Consider the following 16,354-nt stretch of genomic DNA (forward strand, 5'->3'; position numbering starts at 1 on the left):
CTCCGTCCCCGGGCGGACGCCTCTCCCGTCGGCCCCGTCGGCGTGAGGGCGTGAGCGCTCAGCTTCGCGCGCAGGTGTCCTGGTAGGGCAGCCCCTTGGCGTAGGTGAGCTCCCAGTCGCCGCGCGAGAGGCCGCCTCCCGCGATCCGGCAGGCCAGACCGACGGGGTCGGCGGTGATGGCGGGAAGGGCACCGAGATCCCAGAGCTGGCCGGAGCCGTCGTCGCGGACGACGAACAGGGATCTGCGGTTGGGGCTGAAACGGACGTCCGCCAGGTCGGTGGCGGAATCGGGCAGGTCGGCGGCCCAGCCCGGCACGGTCGGATCGGCCGTCTCGTAGAGCCGGACGACACCGTTCCGCTGGCCGAGGGCGATCAGCCCACCGTCCGGGTGGTAGGCGACCTGGACCAGCTCCGCGGTCACCGGGATGGTGGCCAGCGGGGCCGGTCCGATGCTCTGCCCCGACTGCCAGAGGCGGACGCCGTCGAGGCCGTCGTCCGCCAGGACTGTTCCGTCCGGTCCGAAGGCCGCGGCGGACGTGCCGGACAGCGGCCTGGTGATGCCGGCCAGCAGGCCGGCCAGCGGGTCGGCCGGTTTGGCGACGGGCACCAGAACCGGCGCGGCGGGATCCGAGACGTCCCAGAGCGATCCCGGAAGGATCAGCCGCCGCCCGTCGGGGCTGAACACCGTCGGCGTGTGCTGAATGGAGGGCAGGGGGTCCGGAATCGTGACGAGGGGTCCGCCGCCGGAGCCCGTCGGGGTCGTCAAGGAGTTGACCAGCGGGCTGAGCCGCTCGATCAGTTTCAGCTGGACGGGGGCGGAGGGATCGTCCGTGTCCCAGAGGCCCACCCAGGAGTCGGCCCAGTCCTTGCCGCCCGTGACGGCGAGCACCCCGGACCGTGGGCTGAACGCCAGCGATCCCACCCCCGACGGCACCGCGAGAGTGGTCAGCCGCCGGGGGTGGCCCTGGTCGGACACGTCCCAGAGGGTGACCTCGCCGCCCTGCCCGGAGGACACTCCGTACCGCGTGCCGACCGCCACCACGGTGGAGTCCCGGTTGAACCCCACGGCCACGGCCTGCCACCCGGCGCGGCCGGGAAGCACCGCCAGCTCCTGCGGCCTGGCCGGGTCGGAGGTGTCCCAGAGGTGCGCGTCACCCGACCGCCCGCCGACGACCAGCCGGCGGCCGTTGGGGCTGAACGCGGCACTGCGCAGATCCGTGCCCGGAACCGGGGCGATCACGGCCGGGGCCGGGCGGCCGCCGACCAGCCACTGGGAGACCGTCCCGCCGCCGTCGACCTGGAGGACCCGTTGGCCGTCCCCGCTGAACGCGACGGACTCGATCCGCCGGAAACTCCCGGCCCGGGTCTGCTGGTCGAGCTCGTTCCGGGAGGCGGCCACGGCGCCGTGCGAGCCGACCAGCGGCGGCTGGGGCCGGGGGTGCGCCGGGTCCGTGAGGTCCCAGAGCACGGAGCCGCCGTCGGAGGAGGAGGTGATGAGGGACCGGCCGTCCGGCCCGAACGCGAACGCCGAAACGTCGCCGGAGTTGTTGAGGGCCGCCAGTTTCCTCGGCGAGCCCGGGTCGGTGAGGTCCCAGAGGACGACCGTCCGTCTCCAGCCCGTGGCCAGGACCGGGGCGGTCGGGCTCAGGACGACCGGCCCGTTGATCAGCCGCTCTTCGGCTGTCGCCCTCGGGGCCGTCGGGTCCGTCACGTCCCAGACCTGCCAACCCGTCCCGTGGGTGACGGAACCCGGGGTGCCCGACTCGTCCTTGGCCTCGAACGTTCCCGAACCGGTGACCAGGAGGCGGCCGTCGGCGCTGAATGCCGCGTACTGGGCCTGCGTGGCCGCGACCGGGCCGCCGAGCCGGCGCGGGGCCGCGCCGTCGCCGACGTCCCACAGGGTCAGCGTGCCGGTCGAGCCGCCGGCGAGGAGGGCCAGCCTGCGACTGTCCGGGCTGAACACCGCGGCTTGCACCCGGTCGCCGACCTCGGCGTCGAAGGCCATCCGCCGCGGGTGGTGGCGGTCCGTCAGGTCCCACAGGATGACATCGCTGTCGGCCGGCTTCTCGCCCGCGGCCGCGCCATCGGGGGTGGGGGCCGCAACGGTGACCAGTCGGCGCAGGTCAGGGCTGAAGGCCACCGCCTGGGCCTCGTTGGCATGACCGGTCAGGGTGGCGAGCAGACTCGGGTACCCGGCATCGGTGGTGTCCCAGAGCCGGACCGTCCCCTTCTCCTGGCCCTTCGCCCGCCCGACGGCCAGCATGCCGCCGTCCCGGCTGAAGGCGGCGGTGTCCATGAGCGATCCGACGGCGCCCGGCTGTGAACCGCCGTCGAGACGGGTCTGCTGGAGGGTGGTGATCAGCCCGGTCCGGGCCTCCTGGGTCGGATGGAGGCGCAGCGCGGCCAGGCTCAGCTGGAGCGACAGCTGGGGATCGGTCCCGCGCAGATTCTCGGCCCGGGCCTGGAGCAGGCGTTCCATGGCGAGGTTGCCCTGTTCCACGGCCGTCCGGCGCTGTTGATCGGCCACTTTCTTCTGGTCCCGGGCCGACTCCGCGGCCGTCATGGCGATCAGCGAGAGCGCGATCAGCAGTGCGACGGCGGTGCGGCGGGTGAGGGTACTGCGTCGTCTCAGGCGGATCGAGGCGTCCAGGAAGGCCGAGGCCGTGGCGCCGAGACCGGCCCGCCCGGTGCGGGCTGCCCAGGCACGGGCGGCCTCCAGCCGGCTGCCCCGGTACAGCAGGGCGGGGTCGCGGCGGGGCGTTCGGGCCCAGGCGGCGGCCGCCTCCTCCAGCTGCTGGCGGAGGAGGTTGTCGGCGCGGTCGGTGTCCACCCAGGCGCGCAGGCGGGGCCAGGCGTGCAGCAGGGCCTCGTGGGTGATCTGTACGGTGTCACGGCTCCGGGTGAGCAGCCGGCGGCCCGTGAACCCGGCGAGCACGGCCTCGGCCGCAGCGGGGACGAGCCCTTCGGTGAGCCGCTCCTCCGTGACCGCGCGCCGGGTGTCCTCCGATCCCTCGCCGATTCTGACGAGACGCCGGAAGAGCACCTCGGCGGCCTCCCGCCCGGCTGTGTCGAGCCCCCGGTAGATGGTCTCGGCGGTGTCCGAGACGGCGCCGTGGATCCGGCCGGACGCCTTGTAGCCGTCGACGGTCAGGGTCGAACCGTGTCTCTGCTGCCAGGTGGTGCGGAGCGCGTGGGCCAGCAGGGGGAGGCGTCCGGCCTCGTAGCCGCGCCCGGGTGCCGAGGGCTCCGCGCTCCCGTCCTCCTCGGGCCGGTGGAGACCGCCGGCGGCGACGCCGAGGTCGCTCAGCAGCAGTTCGACCAGGCCCTCTTCGAACTCCAGCCGCTCCCGCTGCGCGGGGAAGAGGATCGCCTCCCGGAGCTCGGTCTCCGACATCGGGCCGATGAAGACCTGGCGGCGCTCCAACGCCTCGTGGACAGGGCGGTATTGGGCGAAGCGGGCGTAGAAGTCCGCGCGGACGCCGTAGACGACCAGAGCCGGCGGGCCGCCGGTGGACGGGCCGGGGGAGTCCGTGAGGCGGGCGAGCGCGGTGATGAACCGTCGTCTCTCGTCCTCCGAGGCGGTCTGGGTGAACAGTTCCTCGGCCTGGTCGACGATCACCATCAGCCGGTCGGCGCCCCGGCTGCGGAGCGCGCCGCCGAGCCGGTCGGCGAGGGCCCGTGGATCGCCGTCCAACTCGCCCTCGACGTCGTCGGGTTCGCTGTCGGTCAGCGCGGCCAGGTGCCTCGTGAGCGCGGCCACGGGGTGGGCGCCCGGCGTGAACAGCAGGCAGGGCCACCGGCGCGAGCCGGGCAGCGTCCCACGGGCGAGCGCGGGCACCAGACCGGCTTGCAGCAGCGAGGACTTGCCGGTGCCGGAGGCCGCCACCACCGCGACCGCCCCGCCGTCCCGCAGGCACTCGTCCAGCCGGCCGGTCAGCTTGGCGAGGGCTCTGTCCCGGCCGAAGAACCACTTCGACTGCTCCGCTCCGAAGGCGGTCATGCCGGGGTACGGGCAGTCGTCGCCGCTCTCCGGGTGGGACTCGATCCGGCGGACGCGGTGGACACCGTCCCCGTGATGTACGTGCAGGTCACGTACGGTGATGTGCTGGTCCCCGGCGGCCAGGTAGATGGTGCCGTAGCCGGATGCGTAGGCCTCCAGCCGGAGCCCCGGTCCACTCACTGGCCGGTGATGTGCATGTCGTTGCCGGACATGAAGATCTTCGCCTGGTCGGAGGCGGTGGCCCGCATGGTCACCCGGTTTCCGCCGGCGCCGGACTCGGGGCTCGCGCGGTCGAGTTCGGTCAGCATCCCGCGCAGCTCCGTCGCGAGCGAAGGGTCGGCCCTGAGCGCGTCGCGCAAGCGGGTGCGCCACTCGACGGCCAGTTCCTGTTCCACCTGCCGGTCGCCGGAGAGCCGGGCGGCCAGCAGTTCCTCGCGCGTCTCGACCAGCCGGGCCTCGACGGCCTCCGTCTCCTCGGGCCGGTCCGGGTGCCGGCGCCGCCAGAGCGCCTCGAGCGCCTGCTTGGCCTGCTCCCAGCCGTCGGTGGCCAGCCGGCCGACCAGCGCGGCCGCGGCCGTCGAGGCCAGCGCTACCAGTTCGGGATCCATCTCCAGCCCGCCACCTTTTCTATGACGTCACATCAGATGTGTATGCCACCACATTTTGAGACCGGACCGGCGCCCCGGACAACCCGCCCGGCGGTGAGGCCGTGGCGTGGCGCCCCGGGCGAGGGGGCCCGAACGGTCGTGTGCGAGGTCGGGCGCCCGGCTTCAGACGCTGCGGTCGGCGAGGACCTCGCGGATCACATGGCGGGCGTTGGCGGCCAGGGCGGGGTTGGTGTGGCGGTAGTAGGGGAGTTGGATCAGGGCGATCGACAGCGCCCAGGCGCGGCCGCGGGCCCAGGCGGCCTCGTCGGCGGCGAGGGCGGTCCGGAACGCGGACCGGGCGATGCCGGGCAGCAGGTTCCAGGCGACGATCAGGTCCACCGTCGGATCGCCGACACCGATCAGGCCGAAGTCGATGACGGCGCCCAGCCGCCGCCCGGCGAGCAGGACGTTCCCGGGGGAGAGGTCGCCGTGCACCCAGACGGTCGGGCCGGCGTGCTCGGGCAGGCGGAGCGCCTTGTCCCAGACCGCGGTCGCCGCCTCGGTGTTGATCGCGCCGTCCAGCCTGGCGATCGCGGCGCGGGTGGCGCCGTCCCGGGAGGCCAGTGGGACGCCCCGGGAGGACGGCGGGCCGTCGGCCGGGTCGACCGCGCGCAGAGCGGTGACGAACCCGGCCAGGTCGCGGGCGAGTTGGACCGGCTCGGCGATGCTGCCGACGATCGGGTTGCCGCCGCCCAGCCAGCGGATCACCGACCACTGCCAGGGGTAGCCGGAGCCGGGCCGGCCCTGCGCGAGCGGCGTGGGGATGGGCAGCGGCAGCTGCGGGGCGAGCCGGGGCAGCCAGTGCTGTTCGCGGTCGACGCTCTCGGCGGCCCAGCCCACCCGGGGCAGCCGCACGGCGAGTTCGGGCCCGAGCCGGAACATCGCGTTGTCCGTGCCGGAGGAGGCGACCCGTTCCAGCGGCAGGGACGCCCACTGCGGGAACTGGACGGCGAGCAGTCGCCTGACCAGGGCCGCGTCGATGTCCGGCTCGTCGGGATGCATCCGCGCGGCAGCACACATGGCGGGCAGCCTATAGCGGATCTCCCCGACCCTCAGCCGGATTTCGAACACCAGGGTGTGGGGATGAGAAGGGGATGAGAAACAGGCGGGAGCGTTGGGTCCTGTGGGGGGGCGCTCGGCGGAGTGGCGGCGCTGGCGGTGGCGGCGGTGACCGGGCGGTTCAGCCGGCGGCCCGGTGGGCCGCTGGTGCTGCGGGAGTGGCTTGACGAGCCGTTGCTGTTCGGGACGCTGATCCTCGTCCTGCTCTTCGTCGTCCTGGTGTTCTCGACCGGCCAGGTCCACCTGATCGACCTGGCCGAGTCGGGGGAGCCCCGCTCGTCGGCCTCCCCGGCCTGAACGGGCCGGGGAGGTGCCGGGCGGGCCTGAGCAGGCCTGAACGGGCCAGGCTCGAACGGCCCGCCGGATCAGTCGAGTTCGAAGGCCGCCCGGTAGGCCTTGATGACCTCCGGGTCGCCGAACACCTCCAGCCGGTCCGCGTCGCGCCGGCCCCAGAGCATCAGCAGCAGGTCGGAGGCCGTGCCGCGGACCGCCGCCGCGGCCTTGCCGTGTTCCCGTCCGAGCTGCCAACTCCCGCCCACCGCGCGGAGGGTCCACTCTCCGGCGCCGCCTTCGGCATCCGTGGCGTGCAGGTGCAGGCCGGCCTCCGGGAGGCCGTCGGGGGCGGCCCGGGGGAGGAAGAGGGTGAGCAGTTCGTCGATGCCGTCCAGGGCCAGCGTCCGCTCGACGGGCTCGTCCCGGCCCACCGCGTTGACCGCGTCCCAGCAGTGCACGGCGATCTCCTGGGCCATCCGCCGCTGGATGAAGCCGGCGTTCGCCTGCGTCGACCAACTCCACCTCGGCTCCGCAGGGTCGAGCCGCTCCAGCACCGCCGCGCACTGCTCGGCGCCCTCCGCGAACCAGCCCGGCAGGGCGTCGTCGGCGGGCCGCTCGGGCTCGGTGTACTGGGTGTGCGGGTCGGTGATCTCCCCCTCGGCCACCCTGGTCCAGAACCGGTACACCTCGCCGACGTGCCAGAGCAGGTCGGCCCCCCGCCACCCCGGACAACTCGGCACGGTCAGGCCGAGATCGCCGGTGACGGCGGTGAGGAACCGGGTGGTGTCACGCCGCATCGCGGCCGCGTAGTCGCTCTTCTCCATACCGGCGGACGCTACCCCGCGCCGGTACCGCCCGCCGAACCGATTTCGGCTGACGCGGGGGCGGGACGGAGACGGCGGCGGAGGAAGCGGCGCGGCCGGGAACGGAGCCGGGAACGGAGCCGCGCCACGCCCGGCGCGCCCGGGGGCGTCCGGGACCGGTCACCGGTACCTGCCAGAATGCAGGGCGTACGGGGAACAACGGGGACAGCAACTCTGGAGAAGGTGACCGGCTTCGTGAGCACGTCAGCCGAACAGGTGGTCAAGCAGGCCCAGCAGGCCATCGAGCGGCAGATCGCCGAGGAGCTGGGCGTCCGCGAGGGGCAGGTGAAGGCGGCCGTCGACCTGCTCGACGGCGGCTCGACCGTGCCCTTCGTGGCCCGCTACCGCAAGGAGGTCACCGGCTCCCTCGACGACACCCAGCTGCGCACGCTGGAGGAGCGGCTGCGCTACCTCCGCGAGTTGGAGGAGCGCCGCACCGCCGTCCTGGAGTCCATCGAGGCGCAGGGCAAGCTGGACGACGCGCTGCGCGCCCGCATCCTCGCCGCCGACTCCAAGGCCCGGCTGGAGGACATCTACCTGCCGTACAAGCCGAAGCGGCGCACCAAGGCGCAGATCGCCCGCGAGGCCGGCCTGGAGCCGCTCGCCGACACCCTGCTCGCCGACCCGGCGCAGGACCCGGCCGCGCTGGCCGCCGGCTACCTGAACGAGTCGGTGGCCGACGCCTCCGCCGCGCTGGAGGGCGCCCGCGCCATCCTGGTCGAGCGGTTCGGGGAAGACGCCGACCTGGTCGGCACGTTGCGTGAGCGGATGTGGACGCGGGGTCGCCTCGTCGCCACCGTCCGGGACGGCAAGGAGCAGGACGGCGCCAAGTTCGCCGACTACTTCGACTTCGCCGAGCCGTACACCAGGCTCCCCTCGCACCGCATCCTCGCGATGCTGCGCGGCGAGAAGGAGGAGGTGCTGGACCTGGAGCTGTCCCCGTTCGACGGCGAGGACGGCGACCTGCCCGGGGAGAGCGACTACGAGCAGCGGATCGCCGCCCGGTTCGGCATCGCCGACCACGGCCGCCCGGCCGACAAGTGGCTCGGCGACACCGTCCGCTGGGCCTGGCGCACCCGCATCCTGGTCCGGCTCGGCATCGACCTGCGCGGCCGGCTCCGGCAGGAGGCCGAGGACGAGGCCGTCCGCGTCTTCGCCGCCAACCTGCGCGACCTGCTGCTCGCCGCCCCGGCCGGCACCCGCGCCACCATGGGCCTCGACCCGGGCTTCCGTACCGGGGTGAAGGTCGCGATCGTGGACGACACCGGCAAGGTCGTCGCGTACGACACGATCTACCCGCACCAGCCCGCCAACAAGTGGGACGCCGCCCTGGCCACCCTGGCCGCGCTGGCGAAGAAGCACTCCGTCGACCTGATCGCGATCGGCAACGGCACCGCCTCCCGGGAGACCGACAAGCTCGCCGAGGACCTGCTCAAGCGCCACCCCGAACTGAAGCTCACCAAGGCGATGGTCAGCGAGGCCGGCGCCTCGGTCTACTCGGCCTCCGCGTTCGCCTCGCAGGAGCTGCCCGAGCTGGACGTGTCCATCCGCGGCGCGGTCTCCATCGCCCGCCGCCTCCAGGACCCGCTGGCCGAACTGGTCAAGATCGACCCCAAGTCGATCGGCGTCGGCCAGTACCAGCACGACCTCAGCGAGGTGAAGCTCTCCCGCTCGCTGGACGCCGTGGTCGAGGACTGCGTCAACGCGGTCGGCGTGGACGTCAACACCGCCTCCGCGCCGCTGCTCACCCGGGTCTCCGGGATCACCGGGACGCTCGCGGACAACATCGTCGCCCACCGTGACGCCAACGGCCCGTTCCGCACCCGCAAGTCGCTCAAGGACGTCGCCAGGCTCGGCCCGAAGGCCTTCGAGCAGTGCGCGGGCTTCCTGCGGATCCCGGACGGCGACGACCCGCTGGACGCCTCCAGCGTGCACCCGGAGGCGTACCCGGTGGTGCGGCGGATCCTCGCCGCCACCGGCGGGGAGCTGCGGCAGCTGATCGGCAACGGCACCGCGCTGCGGGCGCTGCGGCCGGGCGACTTCGCCGACGACACCTTCGGCATCCCGACCGTCACCGACATCCTCGGCGAGCTGGACAAGCCCGGCCGCGACCCGCGCCCGGCGTTCCGTACGGCCACCTTCAAGGAGGGCGTCGACAAGATCGGCGACCTGGAGGCCGGCATGGTGCTGGAGGGCGTGGTGACCAATGTCGCCGCCTTCGGCGCCTTCGTGGACGTGGGCGTCCACCAGGACGGGCTGGTGCACGTCTCGGCGCTGTCGAAGAACTTCGTCAAGGACCCGCGCGAGGTGGTCAAGCCCGGTGACATCGTCACGGTGCGGGTGACCTCGGTGGACGTGCCGCGCAAGCGGATCGGGCTGACGCTGCGGCTGGACGACGAGGTCGGCCGGGGCGGTGGCGGCGACCGCGGTGACCGGGGCGGTGACCGGGGCCGTGGTGGCGAGCGCGGTGGCGAGCGGGCGGCGCGTCCGCCGCGCCAGGACCGGCGCGGCTCCGGCTCGGGCTCCGGCTCCGGCGGGTCGGCGCCGCTGGGCAACAGCGCCATGGCGGACGCGCTGCGCCGGGCCGGTCTGACCGGTGGCGGCCAGAACAGTGGCCAGGGCAGCGGCCAGGGCAGCGGCCAGAACAGCGGCCAGGGCGGGTCCGGCAACCGCCGCTCCGGGCGGCGCTGAGCAGACGACGGCGGGCCGGTGGACATCGTGTCCACCGGCCCGCCGCCGTCGCTTCCCTCGCTGCCCGGCCGGTGCTCAGGCCAACAGTCTTTCCTTGGCCCGCTGGTACTCCTCCTCGGTGAGCGAGCCGGTGGCCTTGAGCTCCGCCAGCTTGGCCAGATCGTCGACATGGCTGCGGGCGCCCGTGGCGGCCCCGGTGCCGCCTCCGCCCTCCGCCGGCGGGGCGGCGGCACTGCGGATGTATTCCTTGAAGGCGGCCTCGTTCCGCTGGGCCTGCTCCACGTCTCGCTGGCTCATCGACCTGCCGCGCGCGATGACGTAGACGAGCACGCCGATGAGTGGTAGCACGATCACGAGGAGTAGCCAGCCGGCCTTTGCCCAGCCGCCCAGATCATGGCTGCGGAAGATGTCCGTGATGATCTTGAACAGCAGGAAGAACCAGAGAATCCACAGGAAGAGCTCCAGCATCGTCCAGAAGATGTTGAGCAGCGGGTAGTTGTCCATGGCGCTCCCATCGGTGCGACCCCCTGGCTACAGGCGTCACCCGATTCATATCACCGCATATTGGACATTGCGCTGCGCTGCTCGGCCATTCAAGTGATCTCCGGCGCCGATGGGAATACCTCGCCGACCAGGCGTCTCGGCCGCGCGTCAGCCCCCGGCCCGCCCCCGCAGCTCCACGGCCAGGCCGATCAGCTCGGCCCACCAGGCGTCGCGCCCACCGGCCAGCAACTGCTGCGCCTCGCCCGCCTCCATCGCCCGGACCTCGACCACCTGTTCGCCATCGGCCGGATTGGTCGGCGCGGAGTCCACCGTCACCTCCGCCCAGCCCCAGAGCCAGGCCTTCTCGGGGTGCGGCTGCCACGGCCGGTACGGCTCCGGGGCGTCCGTCACGCACCGATGCGCCCCCAGCCAGACCGGCGCCCCGAGCAACTGCGCGCCGGCCTCCTCCCGCAACTCCCGGACCAGGCAGGACTCGATGCTCTCCCCGCTCTCCCGCGTCCCGCCCGGCAGGAACCAGTGGTCGCGCTCGTCCCGGCAGAGCACCACCAATCCCTCGCTGAACCCGACCAGATGGATGTTGGTGACCAGTTCGTCCGGCGGCAGTTCCGTCGAGAACTGCGCGTCGTAAGGCCCCCACGCCCAGTGCTGCGGCGCGTGCAGCGTGGGGAAACGCGCCGCCAGTTCGGCGGCTCTGCCAGTGGTGTCCGTTCGGTCCGTGGTATCGGTCATTCCGAGATCGTAGTGCCGGCGGGGAGGCGGAGGGGGGTGGCGGTACGGGCCAGGGCGAGGCCGGCGGTGCCGAGGGCGCGGGAGCGGTGGGGGATGGTGGCCCCGACCGGGGTGGCGACCCAACTGCCCAGCGAGATCTCGGCAGTGATGCCTGGTCCGAAACCGGCGATCAGGCCCTGGGCGCCGTCGGGAAGGGCGCCCTCGTCGAAGAGGCGGGCGAGGGCGTCGAAGACGACGGCGCTGGCGATGTTGCCGCGCTCGGTGAGGGTGGCGCGGCTGAAACGGAAGGCGGCGGGCTCCAGATTGAGGTAGTGGCAGAGGTCGTCGAGGATGCGGGGGCCGCCGGCGTGCACGATGTAGAAGCCGAGGCCCGAGACGTCCCAGCTGTGCTCGGTGGCCAGCGCGCGCAGGGCGGGGGCCAGCATCTCCATGGTGCCGGGGACGCGCTTGTCGAGCTGGAAGTGGAAGCCGGTGTCCTTGACCCCGTAGGAGATCCAGTCCTCGGTGTGCGGGACGAGGTGCGAGCCGTTGCGCTCGATGTGCACGCCGGTGCCGCCGCGGCCGCGCATCACCACGGCGGCGACGGCGTCCCCGAACAGGCCGTTGGAGAGCAGCGAGCCGACGCCGAGGTCGGTCGGCTGGTAGCAGAGCGAGCAGAACTCGCAGGCCACGATGAGGACGTTGGAGCCCGGGTAGGCGCGGCAGAAGTCGTGCGCCCGGTTGACGGCGGCGCCGCCGGCCGCGCAGCCGAGCTGGGCGATCGGCACCTGGCGGGTGTCCGAGCGGAAGCCCATGGTGTTGATCAGCCAGGCCGTCAGCGAGGGCATCATGAAGCCGGTGCAGGAGACGTAGACGATCAGGTCGATGTCCCGGGCGGACAGCTCGGCGTGCCCGAGGGCGCGTTCGACCACCTCGGGGACGCGCAGCTTGGCCTCGCGTTCGTAGACGGCGTTGCGGGTGGTGAAGCCGGGGTGCTCCAGGGTCTGCTCGATGGGCTGGACGAGATGCCTGGTCCGCACCCCGGTGTTCTCGATCAGCCGTAGCGCCAGGGCGAGTTGCGGGTGGCCGGCGTGCAGGGTGCGGGCCAGGTCGAGGGTCTGGCCGAGCGTGATGACGTGCTCGGGTACCGCGATGGCGGGTCGGCAGAGTGTTGCCATGGATGAGGTCTCCCCTGGTGCCTACGGGTGCGTCGGACGTGCGCCTGGGTGGCGCGGGGGAAGGGTCACCAGGCGACCGGAAGGGTGCGCGGGTAGCGCCAGATCGAGCCCGTCCGCCAGTCCAGCCCGTCCGCCGGGACGGCGAGCCGCAGCCCGGGGAAGCGCCGCAGCAGGGTGCCGATGGCGACCTGGAGCTCCATCCGGGCCAGGTGCGCGCCGGGGCAGTGGTGGGTGCCGTAGCCGAAGGTCATGTGGTTGGCCGTGCCGCGGTCGAGGTCCAGCTCGTCGGGCCGGTCGAACATCCGCCCGTCGCGGTTGGCGGCCAGGTAGGAGACGTGCACGGCCTCGCCGGCCTTGATCAGCACACCGCCCAGCTCGACGTCCTCGGTGGCCACCCGGGCGATGCCGACGCCCTGGCGGAACGGGATGAAGCGGAGCAGCTCCTCCAGGGCGCGCGGCAGCAGGTCGGGCTGGGCGCGGAGCTTGGCGAGCTGCTCGGGGTGGGTGAGCAGGGTGTAGGTGATGTTGCTGAGCTGGTAGGTGCTGGTGTCGTGGCCGGTGACCAGCAGGACCATCGCCATCACGGCGAGCTCCTGGTCGTCCAGCAGTTCCTCGCCGTCCCGGGCGGTGGCGAGGGCGCTGATCAGGTCCTCGCCGGGGGCGCGGCGGCGGGCGGCGGTCAGCTCGGCGAAGTAGTCGCGCAGGGCGGTCTTGGCGCGGACCTGGCCGTCACCGCTGCCGGGGCCCATCGACATCATCGCGACGGCGTGGCCGCGGAGTTCGGCGCGGTCCCGCTCGGGGATGTCGAGCATCTCGCAGATGGTGGTGAGCGGCAGCCGGCTGGAGAGGTGGTGGACCAGGTCGGCGGGGGAGCCGTGTTCGGCCATCTCGTCCAGGAAGCCGTCGACGATCCGCTGGGTCTTCGCCCGCATCTGCTCGACCTGGCGGTTGGTGAAGCCCTTGGCGACCAGCCGCCGCAGCCGGTTGTGGGCGGGCGGGTCCATCAGGTTGATCGCCTCGACCTGGGCGATCGGGGCGGGCGTCATGCGGGGGAGGTCCCGCCCGATGCCGGCGGCGCGGCTGAACCGGCGGTCGGTGGTGACGACGCGGACGTCCTCGTAGCGGGTGGCCAGCCAGGCCTCGCCCTCGCCGTGCGGCAGCCGGATCCTGGCGATCGGGTCCTCGGTGAGCAGTTGCTTCAGGAGGGGGTCGAACTCCAGGCCTGCGGTGTGGTTGAACGGGCAGTCCCACACGGGGGCGGAGGTAGTCACGGGCTGATCCAAGTGGCCTGAGGTGGTGCCGCCCGGACATGGGCCGTTCGGGCGCGGACGTGCTGATGTTCCCCCATGAGGAGGCAAAAGTGTGGGCGTGACGGATAGTTCGCTCGATCGAGCGAGATAGATGATTGTCATCAGATATGCGGGAGTTGGGGATCACCTGCTGCCGGGGACGCACTCGGCAGGACGTGCGGGGCGCGCGGCAAATGGCATGCACGCTACTAGGCAACCGGCCAGTAACAGCCCTACCGTCGAACCCTCTTAGCTCTGACGGAGGAGCTGGTATGCACCGACGCCCCCATGCGCTCAGGCTCCCGGTCGCCGGCCTCTCGGCGGCCCTCCTCATCACCGCGGCCCTCACCACGACACCCGCCCCGGCCACCCCCGTGCCCGGCGCCCCCGCCGCGGCCGGCGACTACTGCGGCGGCCGCTGCCTCGACATCCTGCCGCCCGGCGAGAACGGCAACGCCACCCTCGCGGAGATCATCCTCAACCGGATGTTCGGCAGCCGCCCCGCCCACACCGACGACCAGCTCGGCCCGTACGCGGCGCTCGCGGCCGGCTACCTGGGCCTCACCGAGGCCCAGTTGCGCAGCTTCTTCAACGACGCCTCCTTCGGCGTCCCCGCCGACCAGGTGGCCAGCACCACCCGGCCCCGCGCCGACGTCGCCATCGTCCGGGACAAGGCCACCGGTGTCCCGCACATCACCGGAACCACCCGCTACGGCACCGAGTTCGGCGCGGGCTACGCCGCCGCGCAGGACCGGCTCTGGGTGATGGACCTCTTCCGGCACGTCGGCCGGGGCGAGCTCTCCGGCTTCGCCGGCGGCGCCGCGGCCAACCGCCAGCTGGAGCAGAGCTTCTGGCAGGCCGCCCCGTACACCGAGGACGAGCTCCAGCGGCAGATCGACGCCATCGCGGGGCAGGGCGACCGGGCGAAGCAGGCCCTCAACGATGCCACCGCCTACCTCGACGGCATCAACCAGTACGTCAAGGAGGCGTACGACGGCCGCTACTTCCCCGGCGAGTACGACCTCACCGGGCACATCGACCCGATCACCAACCAGGGCTCGATCGCACCGTTCAAGCTGACCGACCTGGTGGCCCTCGCCTCCGTGGTCGGCGCCCTCTTCGGCTCCGGCGGCGGCGGTGAACTCGCCTCCGCCCAGGTCAAGTCGGCCGCCGAGGCCCGCTACGGCAAGGAGGCCGGCGACGCCGTCTGGAAGTCGCTGCGCGAGGCCGACGACCCGGAGGCCGTCCAGACCCTGCACGACGGGCAGAGCTTCCCCTACGCCCAGGCGCCCGACGACCCGCAGGGCGCCGCGCTGCCCGACCCGGGATCGGTGGTGCCCGAGCGGCTGGTCTACGACGCCACCGGCTCGGCCGGACAGCTCACCACCCCGGCAGGCGGCGTGCTGCCCGGCAACCTGCTCCGCGGCCGGCACGGGATGTCCAACGCCCTGCTGGTCTCCGGCAGCCACACCGACGACGGCCACCCCGTCGCCGTCTTCGGCCCGCAGACCGGCTACTTCGCCCCGCAGCTGCTGATGCTGGAGGAGATCCAGGGCCCCGGCATCAGCGCCCGCGGCGCCGCCTTCGCCGGCCTCAGCTTCTACGTCCAGCTCGGCCGCGGCCAGGACTACGCCTGGAGCGCCACCTCCGCGGGCCAGGACATCACCGACACCTACGCCGTCCCGCTCTGCACCACGGACGGCTCACCCGTCACCACCGCCGCCAACTCCTACCGCTGGCACGGCCAGTGCCTGCCGTTCGACCGGCTGGAGCGGAAGAACGCCTGGAGCCCGACCACCGCCGACTCCACCGCGGCCGGCTCCTACACCCTGGTGATGTACCGCTCCCGCTACGGCCTGGTGACCGCGCGCGGCACCGTCGGCGGCGCCCCCGTCGCCTTCACCTCGCTGCGCTCCTCCTACCGCCACGAGGCCGACTCCATCATCGGCTTCCAGGAGCTCAACGACCCCGGCGCGGTGCACGACGCCGCGAGCTTCCAGCGGGCCGCGCAGGACATCAACTACACCTTCAACTGGTTCTACGCGGACTCCAGGGACATCGCGTACTACAACTCCGGCGCCAACCCCGTCCGCGCCCCCGGGGTCGACCCCGGCCTGCCCGTTCGGGCCGAACCCGCCTACGAGTGGGTCGACTTCGACTCGGTGGCCAACACCGCGCGGTACACCCCGCCGGCCGAGCACCCGCAGTCGGTCAACCAGGACTACTACATCTCCTGGAACAACAAACAGGCCGCCGGGTACGCCCCGGCCGGCTACGGCAACGGTTCGGTGCACCGGGCCAACCTGCTCGACGACCGGGTCAAGGCCCTGCTGAAGAACGGCGGCAGGGCGAGCCGGGTCTCGCTCACCCAGGCCATGGAGAGCGCCGCGCTGGCCGACCTGCGGGCCGAGGACGTGCTGCCCGAGCTGCTACGGGTGATCCGCAGCGCCCCGGTGACCGACCCGGCCGCGGTCACCGCCCTGCAGCAGCTGGAGAGTTGGCTGGCGCACGGCGCGCAGCGCCGGGAGACCTCGGCCGGCAGCCAGACGTACGCGGACGCGGCGGCGATCCGGATCATGGACGCCTGGTGGCCGCTGGCCGCGGAGGGGGTGATGCGGCCCGGGCTGGGCGACCAGCTCTTCGCCGCGCTGACCGGGGCGTTGCAGATCAACGAGTCGCCGTCGGGCGGGCAGCCGGGCCCCGGTGGCGGCCCGGTCAGCGCCAACGAGTCGATCCCGCACAAGGGTTCCGCCTTCCAGTACGGCTGGTGGAGCTACCTGGACAAGGACCTGCGGGCCGTGCTCGGCCAGCCGGTGGCGGTCCCACTGGCCCGGCCGTTCTGCGGCGGGGGCGACCTCGCGGCCTGCCGGTCGGTGCTGCTCGACACCCTGAAGCGGGCCGCCGCACAGACCCCGGCCCAGGTCTACCCGGGGGACGCGGACTGCGCGGCGGGCAACCAGTGGTGCGCGGACACCGTCATCCAGCGGCCGCTGGGCGGGGTGACCGACGCCAAGACCACCTGGCAGAACCGGCCGACGTACCAGCAGGTGGTGCAGTTCTCCGCCCACCGCTGAGCACTCCGGCCCTGCGGCCCTGGCCGCGCCGGAAACCGGCGCGGCCAGAACCGGGCGGGCGTCCGGGG

The 16,354-nt window shown here is 73.1% G+C and carries 11 protein-coding genes; 3 read left to right on the top strand and 8 right to left on the bottom strand.

The features are described 5' to 3' along the window. Positions 1-58 precede the first annotated feature (58 nt). From ACIQIB_RS16870 to ACIQIB_RS16880, 3 genes are all read right to left on the bottom strand, one after another. Positions 59-4,180: a hypothetical protein gene (locus ACIQIB_RS16870; protein WP_400758661.1), complete on the bottom strand. Its 4,122-nt coding sequence runs from the start codon at positions 4,178-4,180 to the stop codon at positions 59-61. Then, on the bottom strand, positions 4,177-4,608 hold the full coding sequence (locus ACIQIB_RS16875; RefSeq protein WP_363612359.1) for a hypothetical protein: 432 nt from the start codon (positions 4,606-4,608) through the stop codon (positions 4,177-4,179). Before ACIQIB_RS16875 ends, ACIQIB_RS16870 begins: the two co-directional genes overlap by 4 nt. Before the next feature lie 162 nt (positions 4,609-4,770). Then, positions 4,771-5,667, bottom strand: coding sequence for an aminoglycoside phosphotransferase family protein (locus ACIQIB_RS16880; RefSeq protein ID WP_363612361.1), 897 nt, complete (start codon positions 5,665-5,667; stop codon positions 4,771-4,773). A 123-nt stretch (positions 5,668-5,790) separates the two neighbouring features. On the opposite strand from ACIQIB_RS16880, the gene ACIQIB_RS16885 reads away from it, so the two are divergent. After that, positions 5,791-6,003, top strand: a complete 213-nt coding sequence (locus ACIQIB_RS16885; RefSeq protein ID WP_400758663.1) for a hypothetical protein — start codon at positions 5,791-5,793, stop codon at positions 6,001-6,003. 68 nt (positions 6,004-6,071) lie between these two features. Here ACIQIB_RS16885 and ACIQIB_RS16890 read toward each other — a convergent pair whose 3' ends face one another. After that, the gene (locus ACIQIB_RS16890; protein WP_400758665.1) at positions 6,072-6,803 is read right to left on the bottom strand and encodes a maleylpyruvate isomerase family mycothiol-dependent enzyme; all 732 of its coding nucleotides are present in this window, start codon (positions 6,801-6,803) and stop codon (positions 6,072-6,074) included. A 234-nt stretch (positions 6,804-7,037) separates the two neighbouring features. Between ACIQIB_RS16890 and ACIQIB_RS16895 the strand changes: the two genes are divergently transcribed. Continuing rightward, the gene (locus ACIQIB_RS16895) at positions 7,038-9,533 is read left to right on the top strand and encodes a Tex family protein (protein ID WP_400758667.1); all 2,496 of its coding nucleotides are present in this window, start codon (positions 7,038-7,040) and stop codon (positions 9,531-9,533) included. 75 nt (positions 9,534-9,608) lie between these two features. Here the strand turns inward: ACIQIB_RS16895 and ACIQIB_RS16900 are convergent, their stop codons facing one another. From ACIQIB_RS16900 to ACIQIB_RS16915, 4 genes are all read right to left on the bottom strand, one after another. Further along, entirely contained in the window at positions 9,609-10,037 is a 429-nt protein-coding gene (locus tag ACIQIB_RS16900) for an SHOCT domain-containing protein (protein ID WP_363612369.1), read from the bottom strand. Positions 10,038-10,184: 147 nt separating this feature from the next. After that, entirely contained in the window at positions 10,185-10,766 is a 582-nt protein-coding gene (locus tag ACIQIB_RS16905; protein WP_363612371.1) for an NUDIX hydrolase, read from the bottom strand. Beyond that, positions 10,763-11,923 carry a type III polyketide synthase gene (locus ACIQIB_RS16910; RefSeq protein ID WP_400656461.1) on the bottom strand — a complete coding sequence of 387 codons (1,161 nt, stop codon included), beginning with the start codon at positions 11,921-11,923 and terminating at the stop codon, positions 10,763-10,765. Before ACIQIB_RS16910 ends, ACIQIB_RS16905 begins: the two co-directional genes overlap by 4 nt. Positions 11,924-11,988: 65 nt before the next feature. Beyond that, positions 11,989-13,194, bottom strand: a complete 1,206-nt coding sequence (locus ACIQIB_RS16915; RefSeq protein ID WP_400656459.1) for a cytochrome P450 — start codon at positions 13,192-13,194, stop codon at positions 11,989-11,991. A gap of 290 nt (positions 13,195-13,484) precedes the next feature. Here ACIQIB_RS16915 and ACIQIB_RS16920 point away from each other — a divergent pair, with 290 nt between their 5' ends. Then, a complete protein-coding gene (locus ACIQIB_RS16920; protein ID WP_400758670.1) occupies positions 13,485-16,286 on the top strand; it encodes a penicillin acylase family protein in 2,802 nt (933 codons plus the stop codon). Positions 16,287-16,354: the final 68 nt, after the last annotated feature.

Origin of the sequence: Kitasatospora sp. NPDC092286 (assembly GCF_044755565.1) — a bacterium.
GTDB lineage: Bacteria > Actinomycetota > Actinomycetes > Streptomycetales > Streptomycetaceae > Kitasatospora.

Bases quoted from the DNA above. Each gene is read 5' to 3' on its own strand.
- ACIQIB_RS16910 (WP_400656461.1), bottom strand. From the start codon at position 11,923: ATGGCAACACTCTGCCGACCCGCCATCGCGGTACCCGAGCACGTCATC.
- ACIQIB_RS16905 (WP_363612371.1), bottom strand. From the start codon at position 10,766: ATGACCGATACCACGGACCGAACGGACACCACTGGCAGAGCCGCCGAA.
- ACIQIB_RS16900 (WP_363612369.1), bottom strand. From the start codon at position 10,037: ATGGACAACTACCCGCTGCTCAACATCTTCTGGACGATGCTGGAGCTC.
- ACIQIB_RS16880 (WP_363612361.1), bottom strand. From the start codon at position 5,667: ATGTGTGCTGCCGCGCGGATGCATCCCGACGAGCCGGACATCGACGCG.
- ACIQIB_RS16890 (WP_400758665.1), bottom strand. From the start codon at position 6,803: ATGGAGAAGAGCGACTACGCGGCCGCGATGCGGCGTGACACCACCCGG.
- ACIQIB_RS16920 (WP_400758670.1), top strand. From the start codon at position 13,485: ATGCACCGACGCCCCCATGCGCTCAGGCTCCCGGTCGCCGGCCTCTCG.
- ACIQIB_RS16875 (WP_363612359.1), bottom strand. From the start codon at position 4,608: ATGGATCCCGAACTGGTAGCGCTGGCCTCGACGGCCGCGGCCGCGCTG.